This window comes from Actinoplanes sp. NPDC049118, from assembly GCF_040648555.1.
GTDB lineage: Bacteria > Actinomycetota > Actinomycetes > Mycobacteriales > Micromonosporaceae > Actinoplanes.
The window spans coordinates 161,862-182,867 of record NZ_JBEZDY010000006.1 but is presented as its reverse complement, the minus strand read 5'-3'; the positions used below and the strand labels follow the sequence as shown (position 1 = coordinate 182,867).

Here is a 21,006-nt window from a genome sequence, read left to right as displayed (position 1 = left end):
CTGAGAACATTCCGGTAGATCGCATTGTCCGTACCGCGGACGAATACGTTCTGGTTGCCGTTGTACGACACCGCGGCGGGGCTGTCCGGCGTCGCACCGCCGCCGGGCAGTTCGCCCCAGCCGGTCCACTGGTCGATGGCATCGGCCTCAGCGACCGGCGGCCGGGCCGCCTGCGCCGGACTCGCGAGGCCCAGCGCGGCCAGGGACATCACCAGGACGCCCGCGACTGCGGCCACGAGAGGGCCGCCGCGGCCCTTTCTGTGCTGTGGGGAGGTCATTCGCTTCTCCTTCGGTGGTTCACGGGGCGAGAACGGCACGATGCGGCCACCGGCGACACGCTCGGACAGTGGCAGGCCGTATTCGTCGCTGACATTTTCAAAACTGGTCTCGGCCGCCGGCTCCGTCAAGGCGGCAGTAGCATTCAAGACTATCGATTAAATTTCACCACTAATTGCCATTGACTCAGCAATACGCCCCGCCACCGCAGGCTGCGAGGATGACGGCACGAGCATCGCCCCCGCTCGGACCGGCCGGCCGCGAACCCGCCACTCTCCAGACACGCGACGGTTTCCCAGATTTCACCGCCGAAACCGCATGAATGGGATTGAGAATCTCACCGGCACCGCGGGTAAATGCGAGCAACAATCACCGACGCCGAAGGCCTCGACGCCCGGGATGCAGAGGAGCTCCGGGTGCCCACCAGCACCCACCGGCCGGCCCTGATCGCCCTGGGCGGCCGGCGCCGGATTGGGCCGGCCTCGGCCGGATGGCCATGATGATCTTGACCTGTCGACCGCATCGAGATCATCCGAACGGATGGCGGTTCCCGGTGATGTCGAGGCTAGTCTCGGCGGACCATCGAATGGGGACGATCAAGCTCATGCCAGAGGACGACCAGGAGCCATCCGCCAGCACGCTGCGCGTCGGCGGATGGTTACCGCCGGTCAGCTCCGCGCCTCCGGTGGCGCAGGACCCTACGGTCCGTCCGACACAGCGGGTTCCCGGACCAACGGCGGCGGGCGCACAGCCGGCCGCCGGCCGGACGGGTACGCGATCCGCGCAGCGCCGGGCATCGGCCCTGGCGCAACGCAGACGTGGTGCCGTCGGCGCCGCCGCCGTGACCACCGCCCTCGCAGTTGCCGGTGTGGTGGTCGCGTTCGTCGCCCGGTCCGAATCCCCGGCCCCGGCGGCCCAGTTGCCGCTGACCCCGCTGCCCGCCGCGGTCGCCCCGCCGCCCGCGACCAGTCCATCCGACGACTCCTCGCCGTCCATCTCGCCGGTGCCGCCGCCGGCATCGAAGTCCGCCGGCGTCGGCGGTCCGCCGGCATCGCGCCGCTCATCCACCCCGGTCACCAGGACCGAACCTGCGCATCCGGCACCGTTCCAGGCGTCCTACGAGGCGGAGTCTCAGCGCAACGTGATGGGGGGCCAGGCCCGGCCGATGCCGCGCGACGACGCCTCCGACGGCCTCGTCGTGCGGTTCGTCGGAAAGAACGAGGCCAACTTCCTGCGTTTCACGGGCCTGACGGTCCCCGATTCCGACATCTACAGCGTGCAGGTGCACTACATATCGGGCGAGGCGCGGCAGGCGACCATGCTGGTCAACGGGCGGTCCCTGGGAGACCTCACCTTTCCGGCCAGCCCCGACTGGTACACCGTGGACGCCCTGACCCTGCGGATTCCCCTGAACGCCGGGGCGAACACCATCGAGGTGCGCAACGACATCGACTACGCACCCGACTTCGACCGCATCGACCTGACACGCTGAGGCTCCCCTAGTTCGTCTCGCTCAGAGTCCTGAGGATGGCGGCGCGGGCGGCAGGACCGCCGAACAGGCTCGGTACAGAGCCCACCGGACGCAGCGCGGCCAGCAGCGCTTTGTCTGGCTCCGGCTCGAGAGCTCCGCGCAGTGCCGCGACGAACCAGCCGTACCTGTTTCCCTGCGTACGTTCGGCGTCGCTGAGGCGTGACCGATAGGGGCCGTTCAGGGACTCGCCGGCCCGCTTCTGAACCGTCAACCAGTCACGGACGTGACGACCGAGCGGTGAGTCGGCCGCGACATGTGGCGCGGCGCCGCGGGCTGCCCCGTCGAGAGCTTCCGCCAGCCCCGGCGTGCCGTCGAGTCCCAGCATTGCTGCCAGGCGGGCCACCTCGGCCGTCGCTACCGCCCGTTGCCGCTGCGGACTTGCGCCTTCGGCCGCGGCGACCAACTCGGCGCTGCCCGGCTCGTACGGGTCGGCGCACAGACGATCGCCGGGATCGAAAGCGGCGACGGTGATCCCGTCGACGGCGTAGCAGACCCGCGGGGAGGCGTAGTCGTGCCGCAGGACCGACAGAGCTTCGGTGCCCCGCGACAGCGACTCCAGCAGGACCTGGTCAGCCCCCTCGAAGCCGTAGGGTTCGATCACCACCGACCACGCTCCGAGATCAAGGGCCCGGCCATGCGCGGATAGCCCTCGTCGAAGTCGTCCATCAGCTCGGCCAGCTCTTCACCGGTCCGCCCGGCGAAGGAGTCCGGATACCCGCCCATCCTCCGCAGGGCCTCGGTCTCATCCACCCCTTTGACGAACGTCAGGCAGGATTTCGCCCAGGTGTTCGTACAGCGCCGCGGCTCGCGCGAGTCCATCCACACGCCGACGTTAAACCACTCGGCGATACCCCCTAGCGGGGCGGTTCCGTCGCGGGCAGGATGCGGCCACGGACATCGCCGAAGCCGATGACGGCGCCGTCCGCGCCGGGCGCGCTCGCGCTGATCACGATCTCGTCGCCGTCCTCTAGGAAGGTTCGCGTCGTTCCGTCCGGCAGCCGCAGCGGTTCCGTGCCGCCCCATGACAGTTCGATGAGCGAGCCCCGCTGGTCGGGGCGTTCTCCGCTGATCGTGCCGGAGGCGTAGAGGTCGCCGGTGCGCAGCGACGCGCCGTTGGCGGTCAGGTGCGCCATCATCTGCGCGCCGGTCCAGTACATGCCGTCGAACATCGGGCGGGAGACGACGTGGCCGTTGAGCCTCACCTCGAGGCGTACGTCCAGGCCCCACGGCGGCGTCCGGGAGTCGTCGAGATACGGCAGCAGGGGCACGGTCCGGGCCGGTGGGTTCACCCGGGCGGGATCGAGCGCGGCCAGCGGCACGACCCAGGGTGAGACGGAGGTGGCGAAGGACTTGCCGAGGAACGGGCCGAGGGGTACGTACTCCCAGGCCTGGATGTCGCGGGCGGACCAGTCGTTGACCAGGCAGACGCCGAAGACGTGCTCGGGGAACCGGGTGAGGTCGACGGGCCGGCCCAGCCGCGACGGGGTGCCGACGACGAAGCCGAGTTCGGCCTCGATGTCGAGACGCCGCGACGGTCCGAAGGTGATCTCGCCGTCGGGGTCGCGGCGCTGGCCGCAGGGGCGGACGACGTCGGTGCCGGAGCCGACGACGGTGCCGGCGCGGCCGTGGTACCCGATCGGAAGGTGTTTCCAGTTCGGCGTCAGCGGGTCCTGGCCGGGCCGGAACATCCGCCCGAGGTTCGTCGCGTGCTGCTCGGAGGCGTAGAAGTCGACGTAGTCGGAGACCGTGAACGGCAGGTGCATGACGGCGTCCCGCGCCGGTACGAGGTGCGGGGCGAGCCGCTCGCCGAAGGCGGCGTCGGTGAGCCAGGTGGTCACCAGGGCGCGCACCTGTGACCAGGCTTGGGGCCCGGCGGCGAGCAGGGCGTCCAGCGACGGCCCCGCCACGGCGGGTGCGAGCGGCGGGGCGAGGCTCCGCACGGCCGGCGCCAGGTCGAGGATCAGCTCGCCGATCGCGACTCCCACCCGGGCGCCCGGGTCCGCCGCCGTGCTGAACACCCCGTAGGGCAGCGTGGCGACGCCGAACGGATGATCGGCCGGGACGTCGAGCCAGGTGGCGGCGGAGACGGTGGTCAACGTGGGTCCTCCGGGAGAAGTCCGTGGCGCAGCAGGCCGTCGACCGGCTCGATGATGCTGCACGTGCCGAAACTGACGAAGTGGTGGCGGATCCGCACCGCCAGGGCGTCGTCGATCCCGGCGACCGCGGCCGCCACCCGGGCACCGTCGTGGTCGGCCAGCGCGGCGGCGACGGTGTCGAGGCCGGCGCCCTGCAGGGCGCGGCCGGTCGCGAGGAGTACGTTCAGGAATCCGTGGTGTTCGAAGCCGGTCGCGGGGTCGCGGTGCCGGACCGGGTCGTGGAGGCCGGCGGTGAGCTTGAAGGCGACGCCGCCGCGCACGGCCGCGTCCAGGACACCGGCCAGCTGCCGCTCGTCGGGAAAGGCCGTCGCGACCAATCCACCGGTACGGACCTTGAGGCGCAAGCCGGAACCGGCGAGCGTGGCGGCCCGCGCCGCCGTGACCTCGGCACAGGGCAGCTCGACGTAGGTGTGCACCGTCGACGGCACCTGCCCGGCGACGGCGGCCGCCAGGTCGGCCAGCCCCTCGGCGGACGCCGGAACCTCCAGCGCCACCAGGTCCACCCGGGGCTCCGCGCGTGCCTGCGCGATCGCGGCGGGAACGTCCCCAGCCCCGCCGGGCAGGGTCAGCGCGAGCGGCAGCGGGGATCCGTCGGTCAGCGCCTTGCCCAGCTCCTCCCACCGCGGCAGGGAGCAGATGAACGGGCCGAGCAGCGGCGCCAGCGGCGACGACCGGCGGTCGCGGTGCACCCGTACGGCGTCGGGCACGGGAACGTCGCCGGGCGGGAAGATGGCCGCGTCATCGAACAGGCCGAGGAACAGCCGTGCCGGCACGGTCGCCGTCACGAGGCCGGTCCCCGTCCCGCCCAGGTCCAGGCGTACCTGCCGTCGTCGCAGGCCCGGCCGGCCTCGCCGAGGCCGAGCGGCCGGAACGTGTCGACCATGACGGCAAGCTCGTCGAACCGCTCCGCGCCGAGGCTGGCCTCGATCGCGCTCGGCTGCGGGCCGTGCGAGTGGCCGCCGGGGTGCAGCGAGATGGAGCCGACGTTGATGCCGGAGCCCTTGCGCGCCTCGTAGTCCCCGCCGACGTAGAACATGACCTCGTCACTGTCCACATTCGAGTGGTAGTACGGAACGGGCACGGCCAGCGGGTGGTAGTCGACCTTGCGCGGCACGAAGTTGCAGATGACGAAGTTGGTGCCTTCGAAGACCTGGTGCACCGGCGGCGGCTGGTGCACCCGGCCGGTGATCGGCTCGAAATCGGCGATGTTGAACGCGTACGGGTAAAGGCAGCCGTCCCAGCCGACCACGTCGAAGGGGTGTTGCGGCAGCACGTGCACGGTCCCGGTGAGCCCGGCCGGGCCGTCGCCGCGGTGCTTGATGTAGACCTCGACGTCCTGCTGGTCCACCGTGCGGGGCTCGCCCGGCGTACGCAGGTCGCGTTCGCAGTACGGCGAATGCTCCAGGAACTGGCCGTAGCGCGACAGGTACCGCTTGGGCGGGGCGATGTGGCTGTTGGCCTCGATGACGTACAGGCGCAGCGGCTCGTGCCCCGCCGGAACCCAGCGGTGGGTGGTCGCCCGCGGAATGATCACGTAGTCGCCGGCCCCGACCTCCAGGTCACCGAAGATCGTCTCCACGGCCCCGGAGCCGGACTCGACGTAGGCGCACTCGTCGCCGGTGGCGTTGCGGTAGAGCGGCGAGGCCTCACCGGCCATGACGTAGGCGATCCGGACGTCGGCGTTGCCCAGGACGAGCCGCCGGTCGCGCACCGCGTCCCGCGACTTCCACTCCTGCCCGCCGAACAGATCGTGCAGCTTCAGGTGCCGGGGCAGCAACGGCTGGTTCGGCACGGTCGCCAGGTCGGGAAGGTCCCAGGCGCGCGCGTCGACGATCGCCGAGGGGACATGCCGGTGGTACAGCAGCGACGAGTCCGAGGAGAAACCCTCCTCGCCCATCAGCTCCTCGTAGTAGAGGTTGCCACCGGAGTCGCGATGCTGGGTGTGACGTTTGGCCGGAATGCTGCCGGCTCGCTGGTAGTGCGCCATCCGTACCTCCGCTCGTGCCTGCGGAACCCGCTGCCGTCCCCCGTCGGTGAGCGTGTCATGCACGGACCTGGGCTGATCGCTCTTCGGCGGGATCGGGCTACGCTCCCCAGCCTTGAGGAACGGGCCGTGGTGCACAACACGCCCAGCCAGGAGCGAACACTCTGCGCAGAACCGCCGTGCTGGAGCCGTGAACGTTGAGCAATCTGTACAGCATGAGGCGGTGGGGCTTGGATCAATGCAGCCAGAAGGCGTCCGGAAGGGCCTCGACGTCGATCGCGGACCGTTCGAGAAGCTCCGCGATGGGCAGCAGCGCGATCGACGCCGCGTCCCCGGCGTCGGCCATGCGGCGGATCACGCCGGCCTGCCGGCGGGCCCGCTGCGGCACCACAGCCCCGAAAGCACGCCGGTCGCCGTCGTAGCCGTAGGCGTCGAGCAGAAGATGAAGGCGGCGGGACTGCTCCTGCGGGTCGTGGCTGCTCGACGGCGTGCCGTCGGGCGGCGAGGCGAGCGGCACCCAGGACAGCGCGGAGAACGCCAGATCCCAACTCCGCGAAGACGGGCCGGCGATGTCCCAGTCGCAGAAGCCGACCAGCCGGCCGCCGTCCACCACCGCGTTGTAGGGAGCCGCGTCCTGGTGGCCGACGATCAGGCCGGGACCCATCTCGCCACCGATGAACCAGCGCTCGTCCGCCGGCGGCGTGAAGTCGGCCGTCAGGTCATGGACCCGTCGCAGCCACTGGCCGACCTGGACCAGCATCGAGTCGGCCGACGCCCAGTCGGGCCAGGGCTCCCGGCCGCCGATCGTCTCCCCCGGCAGGTAGGTGAGCATCTCCCGACCCTGGTCGTCGATGCCGAGCGCCCGCGGAGCGGAATCGAAGCCGGCCTCCTCGAGATGCCGCAGCAACGCGTGCACCGTCGCCGTCCACGGCGCGGCCCGCTTGTGGACGACGCCATCGATCAGCACGGCGCCGGTGGTGTTACCGCCGGGCAGGGTCTCTTCGCGCATCCACCGTGTGTACCGGGCTGGGAACGGCAGCGACACCGAATTTCGCCGGTGACGGGAACCACGATCCCGGGATGGACGGTGGGTGACGATTCCTGTGCTACGATAACCACGTTGCAGTTTTGATTTCCGTAGACGTTTTCGGCGCCTGATGGGTTATCTAAGCCCATACAGGCGCTTTTTCGTTTGTCGTGTCGGTTCGGCGCGGGTGATCAACGCAGCGGCGTACGGGTCCGCACAGTGCGGTCTCGAACAGCCTGCGAAGGAGCAGACATGACTACAGGTACCGTGAAGTGGTTCAACGCTGACAAGGGTTTCGGCTTCATCACCCCGGACGACGGTGGCGCGGACGTCTTCGCCCACTTCTCCGCGATCTCGGCGAGCGGCTTCCGCAGCCTCGACGAGAACCAGAAGGTGGAGTTCGACATCACCCAGGGCCAGAAGGGCCTGCAGGCGGAGAACATCCGCCCGCTCTGATCCACGATTTGCCAACGGCGGCCCACTGGTTCAGTGGGCCGCCGTTCGGCGTCTCAAGCCGTCCATTCAATCGATGTCGCCACCCTTCTGGCCCGCCGCCGCACCTGACACCGGCACCAAGGCTGGCGATTTCGCCGGTCCCTGACGGCGGGAGGCGCTGCTTCGATTGGTGAAGGCCGATCAAGATCGTTGTCGATCGGCGTGGGCCACGAAGGGATGCCAGACATGATCCGCATCGGCGGGCGGCTGCGAATCGTCGGCGCAGCGGCCATCAGCACCGTGACCATCGGCGCCGTCGCCGTGTTCACCACATCTCCCGCCTCCGCCGCCACCCCGATCTACAGCGAGGACTTCTCCGGCGGCCTCGGTTCGTTCACGTCCACCGGCTCCGTCACCACGTCCGGGGGCAGCGCGCGGCTGGCCGGATCGCGGTTGACCGACCCGTCCATCACCTCCGCGCCCATCGACCTGGCCGGATACACCGGGGTGTCGGTGTCGTACACCCGCGCCGCGTCCGGGCTGGACGCCGGCGAGTCCTTCACCATGGCCTACTCAGCCGACGGCGGGGCGTTCACGACGCTGGAGTCGAACCGCACGGCCGCCGGCGCGGCGGCGTTCACCCTGCCCTCGTCGGTCAACGGCCGCGACCTGAGACTCCGCTTCTCGCTCGACGCCGACAGCGTCCTCGAGACCCTCACCGTCGACAACGTGCTCGTACAGGGCGAAGGCACGGGCCCGACCGATCCGCCGGGCGGCTCGCTGCCCCCGGTGAGCGACGTGACCAGGCCGGGACCGCTCTCGGTGACCATCGACCAGACCTCCGGCCCCGGCAACGACGGGTGGCTGGTGCACCCGTCGAACCTCGGCCAGAACGGCCTGGACCACCCGATCCTCGTCTGGGGGCCGGGCGCGGGCAGCGACCCCGCCGCCTACGAGGACATGCTGCGCCAGTGGGCCTCACACGGCTTCGTCGTCTACAGCGAGGTCTCGTCCAGCAGCGGCGACTACATGGTCGACGCCCTGGACTGGCTGGAGGGCGAGAACCGCCGGGCGAGCAGCCCGCTGTGCCAGCGGCTCGACCTGGCCGAGGTGGCCTTCGGCGGTCACTCCCGCGGTTCGATCGGGACGTTCGACGTGGCCGACGATCCCCGGTTGACGACCACCATCCACGTGGCCGGCGGCTCCTTCGACGGCAACGGCCCGGACAACCTCCGCAGGCCGGCCCTCTACATCGGCGGCGACGACGACTTCGCGACCTCGAACGTGCGGCGCGACTACACCGCCACCCGCGTTCCGGTGTGGATGAACGTTCTCCGCGGCACCGACCACATCATGGCCACCCGCAACGCCCAGCACATCATCACCGCGTGGATGCGATGGCACCTGGGCGACGAGGAGTTCCGCCGCACGACGGACTTCCTCAGGTCCGGCTGCACCTTCTGCAACCTCGGCGAGGTGCAGTACAAGAACTGGTGACCCGCGACCGGACGCGCCGCTCCGCCCGATGACCGGGTGGGGCGGCGCTGCCTTCGGCCGCCTCCGTGAGCGCGGCCGGCACGCTATCCCAGCCGAACAGGCGTACGATGGAGGCATCCCGGAATCGACGACATCCGTCCTGAGGTGCCCGCCACACCGGCCCACCCAGGGGATGTCATGTCCGACAACCGGTATCAGACTCTTATCGCACCTGTTGACCCCACAGCTGCGGCCTCGACACCGCAGGCTTCGAGCGGCACACCGGCAGCGACGCCGACGGGCCGGGTGCCCCGCACTCGCGCCGGCTCGGCGTGGTTCGGCATCTGCGCCACCGCGCTGCTGTCCGTGGTGCTGATCATTTTCATTGGACAGAACACCCGTAGCGTCCAGGTCAATTTCCTGGGAATGAGCGGCAGCCTGCCGCTGGCCTTGGCGCTGCTGATCGCCGCTGTCGGCACCGCGATCCTGATCATGGTGGTCGGCACGGTCCGTATCACTCAGCTACGCCACCGCCTGTCCCGCCAGCGCCGCTAGACCGCGTCACCGCATCGGTGTCGCGGGCCTCCGTGTTCTGGACCGGCCACGCCGGGTTCAACACCTCGGGTTCGGCACCCTTCGAACCACAGCACCCACCAGCCCGCTGCCGTCTCGATGCAGGCGACATCGGCGGCCGGCGGAAGGAGTCGACCATGAAAGTCGCGACCGCCACCACCCACATGACCATCGTCTCAGCGCCACCACCGTCCGCCCCGCGGCTGCGACTCGAACCCACCGGCTCCCGACGCGCCCTGCTCGACGGCGCCTGGTGGCCGCGCGGCACCGATCCCGCCGCCGAACTGCCCGGCCTGGTCCTGGCCATCGACAAGCTACGCGGCCCGGTCATCCGGCTCGTGCTGGCAGCCGCGGGCTGGGACAGCCACCCCCGCCGCCTCAACGTGCACGGCAGGGCTCTCAGGCTGGGCTACTTCACCAGCCAGCCGCTCGGCCTGTTGACCGCGATCTGCGCAGACAACGAGCGCGTCGATCTGCTCGTCGTAGCGCCCGACACCGACAGCGACACCGCCGACGCGGCGATGATCCTTGCCGCCACCACCACCAACCGCGTCCACGCCCAGGACATCGTCCTCGCGGTCGGCACACCCGCCGTCCGAGAAGCCGTCGACAACGCACCCGAAGACGCCTGGGAAACCGACGGCGGCCGGCTGGGTCCGGCCCTGGCCCCGGCGGAGCACCGGGGTGCGTGAGCCGGCCGGCGTTGACCGCTGACGCCGGGTCACAGCGCGCCGGGCGACGACGAACCTCCGCCCCGAGGTGCCACCGCCGGGGCCGACGAGGGTCTCATCCAGGTGCGTGAACCTGGTCGTGGCACAGGGCTGCTTCGAGTGGGACTTCGAGAATGACGCGGCAGTCGGACGCCGGGTCAGACGCCCTGGTCGCTGCTCGCCGGCTCGGGCAGCGAGCCGGATCTGGTAGGGATCACCGGCGGTGCCGGCCGGACCAGGGCGGGAGTTCGTCCGGCCTCCAACGAGATCCTGATCACAAGACCGCACCGCGTGGTGCCACTTCAAGGGCGGCGATACCCCGGCCGTACAGCACCACGAGGCGGTCGCCATGTCTGCACCGAAGCACACCCGCATCCTGGGCCAGCCTCAATATCACATTCTCGATGACCTCCTCTTCGGTGTCCGCCTCGGATTCCTCGAAAGTAACGTCCATGCGATCGCCGTCCATGAGACGAACGCGCAACACAACCGTCGCCATAGTCTTGGACTTTAAAGCAGGTATCGCGCCCGACGACCGCGGTTGGCTCTGACCAGAGCCGACCAAGGCGGCCGATTCGGCATGAGGTTTCTCAAGCAGCCGGCTCCCGGCAGCGTGCACCGCGTGGAATTGGCCACCGTGAGGCTGTGAGAAGGCCACGTACTCCAGGTCAGGAGTATCCTGAAGACAGCGCGATTACAGATCATCCAGCGGTGATGCTCGGTTTCCGTCTGGGCCCCGCCGATGTCGCCGCCCCCTCAATCTCGCTACGACGCCCGCGACTGGATGGCAACGGTCACCCGACCGACTACGCGTCGTGACGCGACCGGTCGCCACGGCGTCCATCGGCCAGGTCTGCGTCGGCACGGATCGCCAGGATCGGCCGCCACCAGGGCGGGTCCGACGGTGGTCCTGTTGATCAACCGCGTTGCCCGCTTCCGCAAAGCCATAGGACGAAAATGAGGGGAATCCCGTGCACATCGACAAAGCTGAAATCATCTCAGCCCTGCGCTCCAGAGGGCTGAACGCCAGGGCCGACTGGGTGGACCGGGAACTGCCCGAGCTCGTCGACACATACAAGAACGCCGCCCTGCTCAACACACTCGGCATCGACGCTGCCGGCATCTCACCCGACCACGTCGCCTCAAGGTCAGGCTGAGCAGCAGCACAGGAGCTGCCAGGTACCCCAAAGACCGGCGGACGGTGGGTGTCCGACGCGCTCTCGTGGGCGGTGGATGGGTCGGCGAGGTGCGGAGACTTCGGTCAGGCGGGTGCCGCGGCTACCGGCGCGGTAGTGGCGGTGCCCCGGGCGGATCCCCGCCCGGGGCACCATCTCCCCCACCCCTGGAACGACTCATCGAGGCGCGCAGACCGCACAACCAACGCTCATCGGTCAGCCAAAGGGCGCACGCCAACGGCCGCGGGGGCGGATCCCGCCCGGCCGGCGCCACGAACGGGCGGCGTCACGTCGGCCCGCATGGCATCGCGCAGTGTGATCATTGAACGGGTCAGCAGTCGCGAGACCTGCATCTGCGACACCCCGAGCTGTGCGGCGATCTGCGCCTGGGTCATGTCGCCGCCGAACCGCAAGCCGATGACACGCTGCTCCCGCGCCGGCAACAGGGCCAACGCCCATCGCAGCGTCTCGTGCCGATCCACCGCATCGAGACCGGAGTCGGTGCCGCTCAGCGTGTCGATCAGTCGCAGGGCCTCGGTGCCGTTGACCGGCTGTTCGAGAGAGCGCGGCCGGTAGGCGGTGGTGCACTGCATGGTGTCCAGAACGTCACCGCGGCTGACACCCAGCCGCGCCGCCAACTCCTGCGTGGTCGGCGACCGGTGCAGCGCCTGCGCCAGGTCCTCGACGGCCGTGGCGAGCTGCGGGCCGAGTTCCTGCAGGCGACGCGGCACCCGCACGGTCCATCCGGCGTCGCGGAAATGCCGCTTGATCTCCCCGAGGATCGTGGGGATCGCGTAACTGGCGAACGGCACGCCACGCGCCGCGTCGTACCGGTCGACCGCCTTGATCAACCCGATCGCGGCGACCTGCGTAAGGTCGGCCAACGGTTCACCGCGACCACCGAACCGGCGAGCCAGACACATCGCCATCGGCAGGTACCAGTCGATCACCTTTGCCCGTGCCGCGGCTCTACCCGCGTCGCCGGGCGCCAGGGAACGCAGCCGGGCCAGCAGCGCCTCAGGGTGCGCCGGTTCCACATCAAGCACATTGTTGTTCGATGCGGACACCGTCGGCGCGGCACGCGGACGTGGCTGCCACCGACCGGGCTCGTATCCCGGTGATGCAGCAGGCCCAATGCGCGGGGACGCGGCGATGGCTGATGTCATGGCGACATCACCGGGTCGCTACCGGGCAGGCAGCTGACAATCGACGACGGTGTGGACCCGGTCATAAGCACCACCCAAGTAGCCGCGAGTCCGTAACACCTACAGGACTGCGCCACCGGGGACCGGGGTGACAGGATCAGCCTACGCCCCACCACGCCGCATCGGGCCGATCCGCGAACCTCAAACCAATCGATTTCTCCGAGGCCTGCACGCAAGCCGCCGCGCCGACCCGGAAGCCCTGCAGGCGTTCTTGACTGCGTGTCGAGAGCAGCACCGCACCGTACGCGCCATTCGTGAAAGTGCGCGTCCGCGCAGACGGATGCCGCGGGCCGGCGGGCGTAAGGTCATGATGTCGCCCTGGACCCGGTGGCGGATCCGATGCAGGACTCCAACACGGGCTCCGAGGAGATCCACGATGGCGACCCACCCGTTCGGCGGCTCACGTGCCGACTCTGACCGCAGGCTGCAGCTGTGGGACCTTGTGATGGAGCAGGCCCGGGGCTCGCCGGCCGCCGTAGGCCACGTCGGCGCCGTGGTCATCTCGAGCGTCCGTGTGGATGCCACCGCCGTCGCGGTGACGCTCGCCGCGTCACCTCGCGAGGTCGTCTACACCAGCGACCAGGTCGCTGAGGAGCTGGAGGAGTTGGCGATGACTCTCGGTGAGGGTCCAGGGGTCGACGCGCTGACCGATGGCCCCGCACTGGCCGCCGACCTGAGCGATGCTTCCTGCCGGCGGCGCTGGCCCATGTTCGCACCGGCGGCGGTGACGCTCGGCGTGCGGGCCGTGTTCGCCCTGCCGCTACAGGTCGGCGGCATCCACCTCGGCGTCCTGGATCTATACAGGAGTGAGCCGGGATCGCTGGATCGAACGCAGTTCGCGGACGCATTGCTGTTGGCGGACACCGCCTGTGCGCTGCTGCTCGACGCGGGTACCGGTGCCGGAGACGGCCGCCGTCCCGAGGAAGCCGGCCTTCAGCACCCCGAGGTGCACCAGGCGACCGGAATGATCGTCGCCCAGATCGGGGTGAGCGCGGCGGTCGCGCTTGTCCGGCTGCGCGCCTACGCGTACTCCCACGACCAGCGGTTGCGCGACGTCGCCGCCGATGTGGTCGCACGCCGCCTGCGGTTCCAGTACGAGACCAGAGCCGCTACCGACCCCGGTGACCACAACAGTGCATGACAAAGGTGAGTAACATGGCCCAGCCCTTGCTGTCGGACGTCTTCATCGAGATGGCCGACACCCTTGTCGACGATTTCGACGTCCTCGATTTCCTGCACACGCTGACCGAACGATGCGTCGAACTGCTCGGCGTCACCGCGGCGGGGCTCATGCTCACCGACGGTGCCGGAAATCTGCAGGTGGTGGCCGCTTCCTCCGAACGGACCCGGCTGCTGGAACTGTTTCAGCTGCAGACCGACGAAGGTCCCTGCGTCGACTGCTTCCATACCGGCACGGCGGTGTCCGTCGATGATCTGGCCACGGCCGGACGCTGGCCCCGATTCACCGTCGCGGCCTCCGAAGTGGGCTTTGCCGCGGTGCACGCGCTGCCCATGAAATTGCGTACCGAGGTCATCGGAGCGCTGAATCTGTTCGAGACCGCGCCGGGAGCGCTCGACCGGGAGAAGCTGCGGGTCGGCCAGGCGCTGGCGGACATCGCCACCGTGGGCCTGCTTCAGCAGCGTGCCATCCACGCCCGCGACGTGCTGACCGAGCAATTGCAGGCCGCACTCAACAGCCGCGTTTTGATCGAACAGGCCAAGGGTTTGCTGGCCGAGCGGCTGCAGATCGATGTCGAGCAGGCCTTCACCATCCTGCGCAGCGCCGCCCGGAACCGCAACCGCAGGCTGTCCGACCTCGCTCAGGCACTCGTCGACGGCACCGAACGCGTACATGCGTAGACGTGGGCCGTCAGCGCCGGTACGAGGGCGCCCGGGCCAGAGCGCCCGGGCCGCCCACTCCGGGCCTAGGTGAGCCAGGTGTTGCGTCGTACCAGCGGGGTGCCCGCCCACCAGCGGCCGAGGCCGAGGGTGTTGCCGGCGCCCAGCAGAGCCAGGACCACGAGGACGGCGGCGTAGATCAGGTGGTCGTCCATGAACGGGTTGCTGGACGGGGGCAGGACGGCGGTCCACATCAGCACGGTCAGCAGCGCGCCGGCGCCCGCGGCGATCCGCATGCCGATGCCGAGCAGCAGTGCGACACCGATGCCCAGCAGGGCCGCCATGAACAACGCGTCGGCGACGACGCTGCCGGCGATCGAGTGGTAGAAGCCGGTGAACGGGCCGGTGGCGGACTTGCCGAGGAACCCGGCGGTGGGGCTGCCGCCGTTCAGCCACGACTTCGCGGCGACGGTGCTGTGGCCCAAGCCGAACAGCTTGTCGAGGAACGCCCACAGGAAGATCCAGCCGAGGGCGAGCCGGATGCCGGCCAGCAGGTAACGCGCCGCAGTGGCCGCCGACCCGGTCCCGGACAGTACGGTGTCCGGCCCGGCGGTGGCGTGCCGGGCGGTGTCGAGCCGGTGGGCCGCGGTGTCCCGCTCCGTCTGGTCGATGGACGTGGTGGGGGCAGGGGTTTCGTGACCGTTGGCGATGTTGACCATCGCGCTCACGTTCCTTCGCATTTGTTCGGGACGCATGTTCCGTGGCGCGTCGAGCGACTCCACGGACGAAGCAGTCCGGTGCGGCGCGCCGATTGAACTGTCTGGTCAGCTCGGAAGCGTCATCCCCGCAGAGCGGCTAGATCGACGGCGGCGGGCAGACAGCCACCGGGGTCTCGAGCGACAGCCCCACCGTACGCGCATTTCGCGCGCCCGGTGTCGCCGGCCGCGCCGCGGACAGGCGTAGGGGCGAAGGCGGGCGCTCTCCACTCGTTCGTGGCGCCCCTACCGCGCAGATAGGCGATGTCGTAGCGTTTCTGGTGGCGTGAGTCCCATGCTCGCGACCTGTCGCTCCAGTCCCCGGCGGCGCACGAATTCACGTCGCCCCCGGGGAGTATCAATGTCAGAGCTGACCCATCACGTCACTTTCTGCCGGGCCCACCGCCTGCGCGAATCCGCGTCACCGGGCCCGCCCGGTAGCCCCGAGCGACTGCGATGGCTGATCCGCCGGATCGCCGACGACGACCATGGTGCGTTCGCCGAACTGTTCGACCGGTGCTCGGACCCGGTGTCACGCCGCCTGCACCGTCAGGTGCCGGACCGGCACCGGGTCGCGGGCGTTCTCGCCGGCACCTTCGTCGAAGTGTGGTGGCTCGCCGGATGCCATGTCGATCCGGACACCGATGTCATGGTGTGGATCGACGAGATCCTCCGGCGGCGCATCGCGGGCAGCCGGTCGGCCGCACCGTCCGCGGCGGACCCCAGCTCGCCCGGAACGGGCCTACCCGGCGCATCGTGGGCGCAGGGCGTCGAGGTGGAACTCTCCGGGCTACTCAGACGGCGTCCCTCGCCACCCGTGGGCCTGCGGCGGACGCCGTCGTGACCGCTGCTTGCGCCATCGCCGGTCACGCGCGATCCTCCAGAGCACGCCACCTCGCCCGGCCTGGGCCGGGTGAGGCGGATCCGGACCTCTAGGTGCCGATCGCGAGTCGCCCCCTGGCGTCTCCGTTCAGAGGGTCTTGGCGACGGTCAGGAGAACCACGGCATCCTCGAGCGCCTCGAGGGTGTGGCGGGCGTCCGGCACGATGATGAGGTCGCCGGCAGCGCCGTCGCAGGTTTCGCTGTCCGTGGCCATTCGGACGCTGCCGTTCAGGACGTACAACGTGGCTTCGCCCGGGTTCTCGTGTTCGTCGAGCCGCCGGCCGGCGGCGAGGGCGATGAGCGTCTGCCGAAGTGTCCGATCGTGTCCGCCGTACACGGTGTGAGCGCTACGGCCGCTGGATGCGCCTCCCGCGGCGGCGAGGTGCTCGTCGGCCAAGGCGAAGAGTGACGATGTCTGCATAGGGTCCCTTTCACGCGAAGCCCTGCGGCGGTGATCTTGGAATCGGACTGCCTGCGGACTTGACTATGACGCTACGTCAACCCCTCATGCTGACCGTCATGGGCACTCTTCCGGCAAACCGGACCCGCGATCCACGTGTACGGCCTGGAGAAGTCGTACAAGGAGCTGCACGTGCTGCGTGGCGTCGACATCGACGTGGCGCGGGGCAGCATCTTCGCGCTGCTCGGCTCGAACGGCGCCGGCAAGACCACGGTGGTGAAGATCCTCTCCACGCTGCTCAGGGCGGATGCCGGGACTGCCCGGGTCAACGGCTTCGACGTCATGACGCAGGCCGCCGACGTGCGCGAGTCCATCAGCCTCACCGGACAGTTCGCGGCGGTCGACGAGATCCTCAGCGGGAGGGAGAACCTCGTCCTGGTCGCCCGGCTGCGCCATCTCGAGAACCCGGGCGCGATCGCGGATGACCTGCCGAGGCGCTTCTCGCCCTCCTGATGGGCTTCCGCACGGGGGCGAGCGTGCTGGGGTGGCTCGCGGTCGCCGGCATTCTGGTCCTGTTCACCCTGGCGCTGACCTGGATAGCCGTGATCCCGGGCCTCACCGCGAGGACCGTTGACGGCGCGAGCGCGTTCTCGTACCCGCTGATCCTCCTGCCGTTCATCAGCTCGGCCTTCGTGCCCACCGAGTCGATGCCCGGCCCGGTACGCGCCTTCGCCGAGCACCAGCCGGTGACCTCCATCGTCGACGCGATCCGGGACCTGTTCACCCGGCAGCCGGTCGGTGCCGGCATCTGGACCGCCCTCGCCTGGTGCACCGGAATCCTGGTGGTGGCGTACCTGGCCGCCAACCTCACCTACCGTCGCAGGATCTCCTGAGCCGGGGCAGGATCGGAGCATGCTGACGATCGGTCAACTGGCGGCGTACACCGGCGTCACGTTGCGGGCCGTACGGCATTATCACCAGATCGGGCTGTTGCCGGAGCCGCAGCGGGACGCCTCGGGTTACCGGCGGTACAGCGCGACGGCGGTCGTGTCCCTCATCAAGATCCGCACCCTGGCCGACGCCGGCGTGCCGCTGTCCCAGGTCGCTGAGCTACTCGAGGCGGACACGTCGGCCTTCGCCGAGGCGGTCGAGAGGATCGACAACCACCTGCGCGACGAGATCGAGCGGCTGGAGAGCAGCCGAAAGCAGATCGCACAGCTCGCTGTCGGGGACAGGATGGCGCTTCCGCCGGAGGTGGTCGCCTATCTGGATCGGCTCCGGGAGATCGGGGCGTCGGACCGGATGGTGGAGGCCGCCGACATCATGGCCGGCCTGGCCGAGCTGGCATATGCCTCCGGCGAGATCGAACTCGGCGAGGCGGCGCACGACGATCTGTCGTTCGACCTTCTGGACGCGCTCTCCGTCGAGTACGACCCGCGGGCGGAGCGGCTGATAGCCCTGATGCGCGAGCGTGGCTGGGACGGTTGGACCCGGCTGGAGCGGCTGCCGGAGCGGCCCCGCTGACCACCGCCGGCCAACTCGGCACAGTTCAATCAATTGACGTCCGTTGATATCCGTTCACATCGGTGCAATCCTTGATGGGAGCGCTCCCATCCCCCGACACCGAAGAACGGAGGACGTACCGTGCGTCCACACGCGTCCGATCGATCCGGCCGGCAGGCCCGCTCAGCCGTCCGCCACCCCGTCCGGGTGCTAGTCGTGCTGCTCGCCATGCTGGTCAGCATGCTGCCCTGGGCCGGCGCGGCCCAGGCACACGGCACCATCATCAACCCGGCATCCCGCGCCTACCAGTGCTGGAAGACCTGGGGCAACAACCACACGAACCCGGCCATGCAGCAGCAGGACCCCATGTGCTGGCGGGCGTTCCAGGCCAACCCGGACACCATGTGGAACTGGATGAGCGCGCTGCGGGACGGCCTCGGCGGTCAGTTCCAGGCCCGCACCCCCGACGGGCAGCTGTGCAGCAACGCTCTCGCCAGGAACGACAGCCTGAACACGCCCGGAGCCTGGAAGACGACAAATGTCGGCCGCAACTTCACCGTCCAGCTGTACGACCAGGCCAGCCACGGTGCGGACTACTTCCGGGTCTACGTGAGCAAGCAGGGGTACAACCCGACCACCCAGCGCCTCGGCTGGGGGAACCTCGACTTCATCACGCAGACCGGCAGGTACGCACCGGCGCAGAACATCTCGTTCAACATCTCGACCTCCGGATACACCGGGCACCACATCCTCTTCGTCATCTGGCAGGCCTCGCACCTCGACCAGGCCTACATGTGGTGCAGCGACGTGAATTTCGCCTGATCCGCACGACACCGGCCCAGGACAGCGGCTGACGTCCTGGGCCGGCGACCCCGCGGCACGCCGGACCAGAACCGCGACGAGGTGAGAGGCGATCATGATTTCCCGAACAGGCTTCGCGGGGTGGTACACGAACCGCTTCGTGTGGTTGGAGGTGATCCTGCTGGCGGTGTCGGCCGGCGCGGTCGCACTGGTCAACGCCGCCGGCCCGGACGCGGAGCCGGCGGATCTGCGGGGGCAGATCATGACCCGGATGCGTACCACGCTCGAACAGTCGGACCCGGGGCGGCACAACCACGCCGGACACACTCCCCAGCAGGCGGCCACCGGGGAGGAGGCGAGGCCGGCGGTGATCTGCGGGGTCCGCGTCTACGGCTACGAGCCGGCCGAGGTCACCGCGCTCGCCGAGGTGCGCAAGGTCTACGGCTTTCACCTCTGCGGGGTCGCCGAGCCCAAGCGCCCCTGGGACGTCGCGGTCAAGCTGGCCGGCCCGGTGATCCTGGACCTGTCCACCCGGCCTCCGGGCATCCAGGTGGTCGAGGCGACCGCCGACGTCATGTTCGTCGACCGGCTGCGGGAGACGTTCCCGGACCGGTACGCCGAGCTTGCGCTCAAGGAGGCGCTGGCCGACTCGGAGATCGCCGACCTGCGCCGCCGGTACGACGACGCGGCCGGGGTCTGACCACGCCGGGCGATCAGCCTTTCACGGTCAGGATCGGTTGCAGCTCCGCGACCGGTTGGGCGACCCCGGCACCGCGAAGGCTGTCGACGACCGGGCCGACCTCCTTGTACGCCCAGGGCGCTTCCTGCTTGAGGTCGCGCCGCCACGCCTCGATGACCTCGCGCCGCCCGGCCACCGCCGGGTCGCGGTGGTTGAGCGGAGTGACGACCCGGAACTCACGGAGAAAGGCGTCCAGCTCCGCGTCGCTGCCCCGGGCCGCGGCGCCCCGGGGGATGCTGCGGCCCGCGCCGTGGCAGGCACTGCCCAGCGCGCGGGCGTTGCCGAGCCCGCGCAACAGATAGCTGGGCGCGCCCATGGAGCCGGGCACGATGACCGGCTCCCCGAACATGTCCGGGGTCCGGTGCTCGTGATCGGTGACGCCGCCGGCGGGGGTGGCGCCCTTGCGGTGCACCACCGTGCCGTCCGCGCCCGGCCACAGCAGGTTGTGCGGGGCGTCGTAGATCAGCCGGGATGCGAGGTCACCGGCGACGCCGGCCAGGCCGGCACGCAGCATCATCGCCAGGAAGAACCGGTTGCCGACGGCGAAGTTCGCCGCGTTCGCGAAGGCGGTCAGATAGCGTTCCCGCCCCGCCGCGCCGCGCTCGTCGAGCAGCATCGGCAGGATCCGGTTCGCCGGCATCGGCACCGTACGCGGCCAAGCGGCGCGGGCCTGGTCGTGGCCCGTTGCGTTGGCCTGGTGGCCCAGCGAGAGCGAGCCGCTGTGCACCATCAGCACCACCCGGCCGGGGGTGAGACCCCACGCATAAGCGGCAGGACCGTCGTGGACGGCCGAGACGTACTGCAACTCGGCAAAGTGGTTGCCGCCGCCGACGCTGCCGATGATGCTGTCGTAGCTCGTCCCACCGCCGCTGTTGATCCAGTCCCGGAACGCGTCCGCGGACCCGACCGGGTAGCCCGCGGCGTGCAGCCGTCCGCTGATATCGGTGGTGTCGTCGGGCCCGACCTGAAGCCACGCCCCTTCGGCGCCGGCCGGGACGCCTTCGGCGACCAACCCGGGCAGCCCGAAGCGGAGCAGCCCCTCCCGATGCGCGGGGGTAAGACCGATGCGGCGGCCACCCTCGAAGAACAGGTGCCGCAGGCGCCGCTCCAAGGCATCCAGATGCGGGCGCAGCCGATCCACGCTCAGCGAGGTGACCTCCACCCGCATCCCGCAGTTGATGTCATTTCCGACGGCCTGCGGCACCAGGGCGCCGACGGTACGCAGCACCGTGCCGATCGGGATGCCGGCTCCCTTGTGGAAGTCCGGGGTGCACACCACCCTGTCGATACGCGGCTCGAATTCCAGGCCCGGGGTCGCACCGGCAAGATCGCTGAGCGTACGGGCCGTCTCCAGCACGACGAGAAGCTCGTCGACAGCCGCCGATTCGATCGGAACCTCGGGACCGGCGCAGATCTCCACCGGCACGCCGGCCGGATTGGGCAGCGTGAGCCACGAGTCGTCGGTACGCACCAGGCGCCGGTCTGGCCGCTTGGGCACGGGCATGTAGAACCTTTCACAGCTTTCGACAAAGAGCCTCG

General features: G+C 69.8%; 24 protein-coding genes and 2 pseudogenes. 14 read left to right on the top strand and 12 right to left on the bottom strand.

The features are described 5' to 3' along the window. Positions 1–407 (bottom strand): hypothetical protein (locus tag AB0B58_RS11540; protein WP_360221458.1); only part of this gene is annotated, 407 nt, incomplete at its 3' end. Between the two features lie 710 nt (positions 408–1,117). On the opposite strand from AB0B58_RS11540, the gene AB0B58_RS11535 reads away from it, so the two are divergent. Continuing rightward, positions 1,118–1,768 (top strand): hypothetical protein, encoded by a 651-nt coding sequence (locus tag AB0B58_RS11535; protein ID WP_360221455.1) that lies wholly within the window; start codon positions 1,118–1,120, stop codon positions 1,766–1,768. A gap of 7 nt (positions 1,769–1,775) precedes the next feature. On the opposite strand, the gene AB0B58_RS11530 is transcribed toward AB0B58_RS11535, so the two are convergent. The 6 genes from AB0B58_RS11530 to AB0B58_RS11505 all read right to left on the bottom strand — a co-directional run bounded on the left by AB0B58_RS11530 (position 1,776) and on the right by AB0B58_RS11505 (position 6,956). Continuing rightward, positions 1,776–2,411: a hypothetical protein gene (locus AB0B58_RS11530; protein ID WP_360221452.1), complete on the bottom strand. Its 636-nt coding sequence runs from the start codon at positions 2,409–2,411 to the stop codon at positions 1,776–1,778. Further along, positions 2,405–2,626, bottom strand: coding sequence for a hypothetical protein (locus AB0B58_RS11525; protein WP_360221449.1), 222 nt, complete (start codon positions 2,624–2,626; stop codon positions 2,405–2,407). Before AB0B58_RS11525 ends, AB0B58_RS11530 begins: the two co-directional genes overlap by 7 nt. Before the next feature lie 35 nt (positions 2,627–2,661). Then, positions 2,662–3,903, bottom strand: coding sequence for a fumarylacetoacetase (gene fahA / locus AB0B58_RS11520; RefSeq protein WP_360221446.1), 1,242 nt, complete (start codon positions 3,901–3,903; stop codon positions 2,662–2,664). After that, positions 3,900–4,748: a hypothetical protein gene (locus AB0B58_RS11515; protein WP_360221443.1), complete on the bottom strand. Its 849-nt coding sequence runs from the start codon at positions 4,746–4,748 to the stop codon at positions 3,900–3,902. Before AB0B58_RS11515 ends, fahA begins: the two co-directional genes overlap by 4 nt. Then, positions 4,745–5,950: a cupin domain-containing protein gene (locus AB0B58_RS11510; RefSeq protein WP_360221440.1), complete on the bottom strand. Its 1,206-nt coding sequence runs from the start codon at positions 5,948–5,950 to the stop codon at positions 4,745–4,747. Before AB0B58_RS11510 ends, AB0B58_RS11515 begins: the two co-directional genes overlap by 4 nt. Before the next feature lie 232 nt (positions 5,951–6,182). Beyond that, positions 6,183–6,956: a phosphotransferase gene (locus tag AB0B58_RS11505; protein WP_360221437.1), complete on the bottom strand. Its 774-nt coding sequence runs from the start codon at positions 6,954–6,956 to the stop codon at positions 6,183–6,185. 270 nt (positions 6,957–7,226) lie between these two features. On the opposite strand from AB0B58_RS11505, the gene AB0B58_RS11500 reads away from it, so the two are divergent. The 4 genes from AB0B58_RS11500 to AB0B58_RS11485 all read left to right on the top strand — a co-directional run bounded on the left by AB0B58_RS11500 (position 7,227) and on the right by AB0B58_RS11485 (position 10,150). Then, positions 7,227–7,430, top strand: coding sequence for a cold-shock protein (locus AB0B58_RS11500; protein WP_125806071.1), 204 nt, complete (start codon positions 7,227–7,229; stop codon positions 7,428–7,430). Between the two features lie 225 nt (positions 7,431–7,655). After that, complete coding sequence (locus tag AB0B58_RS11495) at positions 7,656–8,906, top strand: hypothetical protein (RefSeq protein WP_360221433.1); 1,251 nt, start codon at positions 7,656–7,658, stop codon at positions 8,904–8,906. A gap of 177 nt (positions 8,907–9,083) precedes the next feature. Beyond that, positions 9,084–9,440 (top strand): lipopolysaccharide assembly protein LapA domain-containing protein, encoded by a 357-nt coding sequence (locus AB0B58_RS11490; RefSeq protein ID WP_360221430.1) that lies wholly within the window; start codon positions 9,084–9,086, stop codon positions 9,438–9,440. A 155-nt stretch (positions 9,441–9,595) separates the two neighbouring features. Continuing rightward, a complete protein-coding gene (locus tag AB0B58_RS11485) occupies positions 9,596–10,150 on the top strand; it encodes a DUF5994 family protein (protein ID WP_360221427.1) in 555 nt (184 codons plus the stop codon). A 292-nt stretch (positions 10,151–10,442) separates the two neighbouring features. On the opposite strand, the gene AB0B58_RS11480 is transcribed toward AB0B58_RS11485, so the two are convergent. Beyond that, positions 10,443–10,667 (bottom strand): hypothetical protein, encoded by a 225-nt coding sequence (locus AB0B58_RS11480; protein ID WP_360221425.1) that lies wholly within the window; start codon positions 10,665–10,667, stop codon positions 10,443–10,445. A gap of 472 nt (positions 10,668–11,139) precedes the next feature. Here AB0B58_RS11480 and AB0B58_RS11475 point away from each other — a divergent pair, with 472 nt between their 5' ends. Beyond that, entirely contained in the window at positions 11,140–11,325 is a 186-nt protein-coding gene (locus AB0B58_RS11475) for a hypothetical protein (protein WP_360221422.1), read from the top strand. 227 nt (positions 11,326–11,552) lie between these two features. Here the strand turns inward: AB0B58_RS11475 and AB0B58_RS11470 are convergent, their stop codons facing one another. Next, positions 11,553–12,410: a SigB/SigF/SigG family RNA polymerase sigma factor gene (locus tag AB0B58_RS11470; RefSeq protein WP_360221419.1), complete on the bottom strand. Its 858-nt coding sequence runs from the start codon at positions 12,408–12,410 to the stop codon at positions 11,553–11,555. 514 nt (positions 12,411–12,924) lie between these two features. Here AB0B58_RS11470 and AB0B58_RS11465 point away from each other — a divergent pair. Together AB0B58_RS11465 and AB0B58_RS11460 are read left to right on the top strand one after the other, a co-directional pair. Continuing rightward, positions 12,925–13,689: a GAF and ANTAR domain-containing protein gene (locus AB0B58_RS11465; RefSeq protein ID WP_360221416.1), complete on the top strand. Its 765-nt coding sequence runs from the start codon at positions 12,925–12,927 to the stop codon at positions 13,687–13,689. Between the two features lie 14 nt (positions 13,690–13,703). Continuing rightward, on the top strand, positions 13,704–14,408 hold the full coding sequence (locus AB0B58_RS11460) for a GAF and ANTAR domain-containing protein (RefSeq protein ID WP_360221413.1): 705 nt from the start codon (positions 13,704–13,706) through the stop codon (positions 14,406–14,408). 65 nt (positions 14,409–14,473) lie between these two features. Here the strand turns inward: AB0B58_RS11460 and AB0B58_RS11455 are convergent, their stop codons facing one another. After that, a complete protein-coding gene (locus AB0B58_RS11455) occupies positions 14,474–15,127 on the bottom strand; it encodes a hypothetical protein (protein WP_360221410.1) in 654 nt (217 codons plus the stop codon). Positions 15,128–15,503: 376 nt separating this feature from the next. Between AB0B58_RS11455 and AB0B58_RS11450 the strand changes: the two genes are divergently transcribed. Beyond that, positions 15,504–15,986, top strand: coding sequence for a hypothetical protein (locus AB0B58_RS11450; protein ID WP_360221407.1), 483 nt, complete (start codon positions 15,504–15,506; stop codon positions 15,984–15,986). Positions 15,987–16,112: 126 nt separating this feature from the next. Here the strand turns inward: AB0B58_RS11450 and AB0B58_RS11445 are convergent, their stop codons facing one another. Beyond that, positions 16,113–16,445 carry a cupin domain-containing protein gene (locus tag AB0B58_RS11445; protein WP_360221404.1) on the bottom strand — a complete coding sequence of 111 codons (333 nt, stop codon included), beginning with the start codon at positions 16,443–16,445 and terminating at the stop codon, positions 16,113–16,115. 135 nt (positions 16,446–16,580) lie between these two features. Here AB0B58_RS11445 and AB0B58_RS11440 point away from each other — a divergent pair. The 5 genes and pseudogenes from AB0B58_RS11440 to AB0B58_RS11420 form a co-directional block, all read left to right on the top strand. Continuing rightward, positions 16,581–16,934, top strand: a pseudogene (locus AB0B58_RS11440) (ATP-binding cassette domain-containing protein); the annotation flags it as partial. Continuing rightward, positions 16,922–17,317, top strand: a pseudogene (locus AB0B58_RS11435) (ABC transporter permease); the annotation flags it as partial. The pseudogenes AB0B58_RS11440 and AB0B58_RS11435, both read left to right, overlap by 13 nt. 19 nt (positions 17,318–17,336) lie before the next feature. Beyond that, complete coding sequence (locus AB0B58_RS11430; protein WP_360221401.1) at positions 17,337–17,948, top strand: MerR family transcriptional regulator; 612 nt, start codon at positions 17,337–17,339, stop codon at positions 17,946–17,948. A 120-nt stretch (positions 17,949–18,068) separates the two neighbouring features. After that, on the top strand, positions 18,069–18,749 hold the full coding sequence (locus AB0B58_RS11425; RefSeq protein WP_360221398.1) for a lytic polysaccharide monooxygenase: 681 nt from the start codon (positions 18,069–18,071) through the stop codon (positions 18,747–18,749). Between the two features lie 94 nt (positions 18,750–18,843). Continuing rightward, positions 18,844–19,428 (top strand): hypothetical protein, encoded by a 585-nt coding sequence (locus AB0B58_RS11420; protein WP_360221395.1) that lies wholly within the window; start codon positions 18,844–18,846, stop codon positions 19,426–19,428. Positions 19,429–19,441: 13 nt separating this feature from the next. Here AB0B58_RS11420 and AB0B58_RS11415 read toward each other — a convergent pair whose 3' ends face one another. After that, positions 19,442–20,965 (bottom strand): RtcB family protein, encoded by a 1,524-nt coding sequence (locus tag AB0B58_RS11415; RefSeq protein ID WP_360221392.1) that lies wholly within the window; start codon positions 20,963–20,965, stop codon positions 19,442–19,444. Between the last annotated feature and the right edge of the window lie 41 nt (positions 20,966–21,006).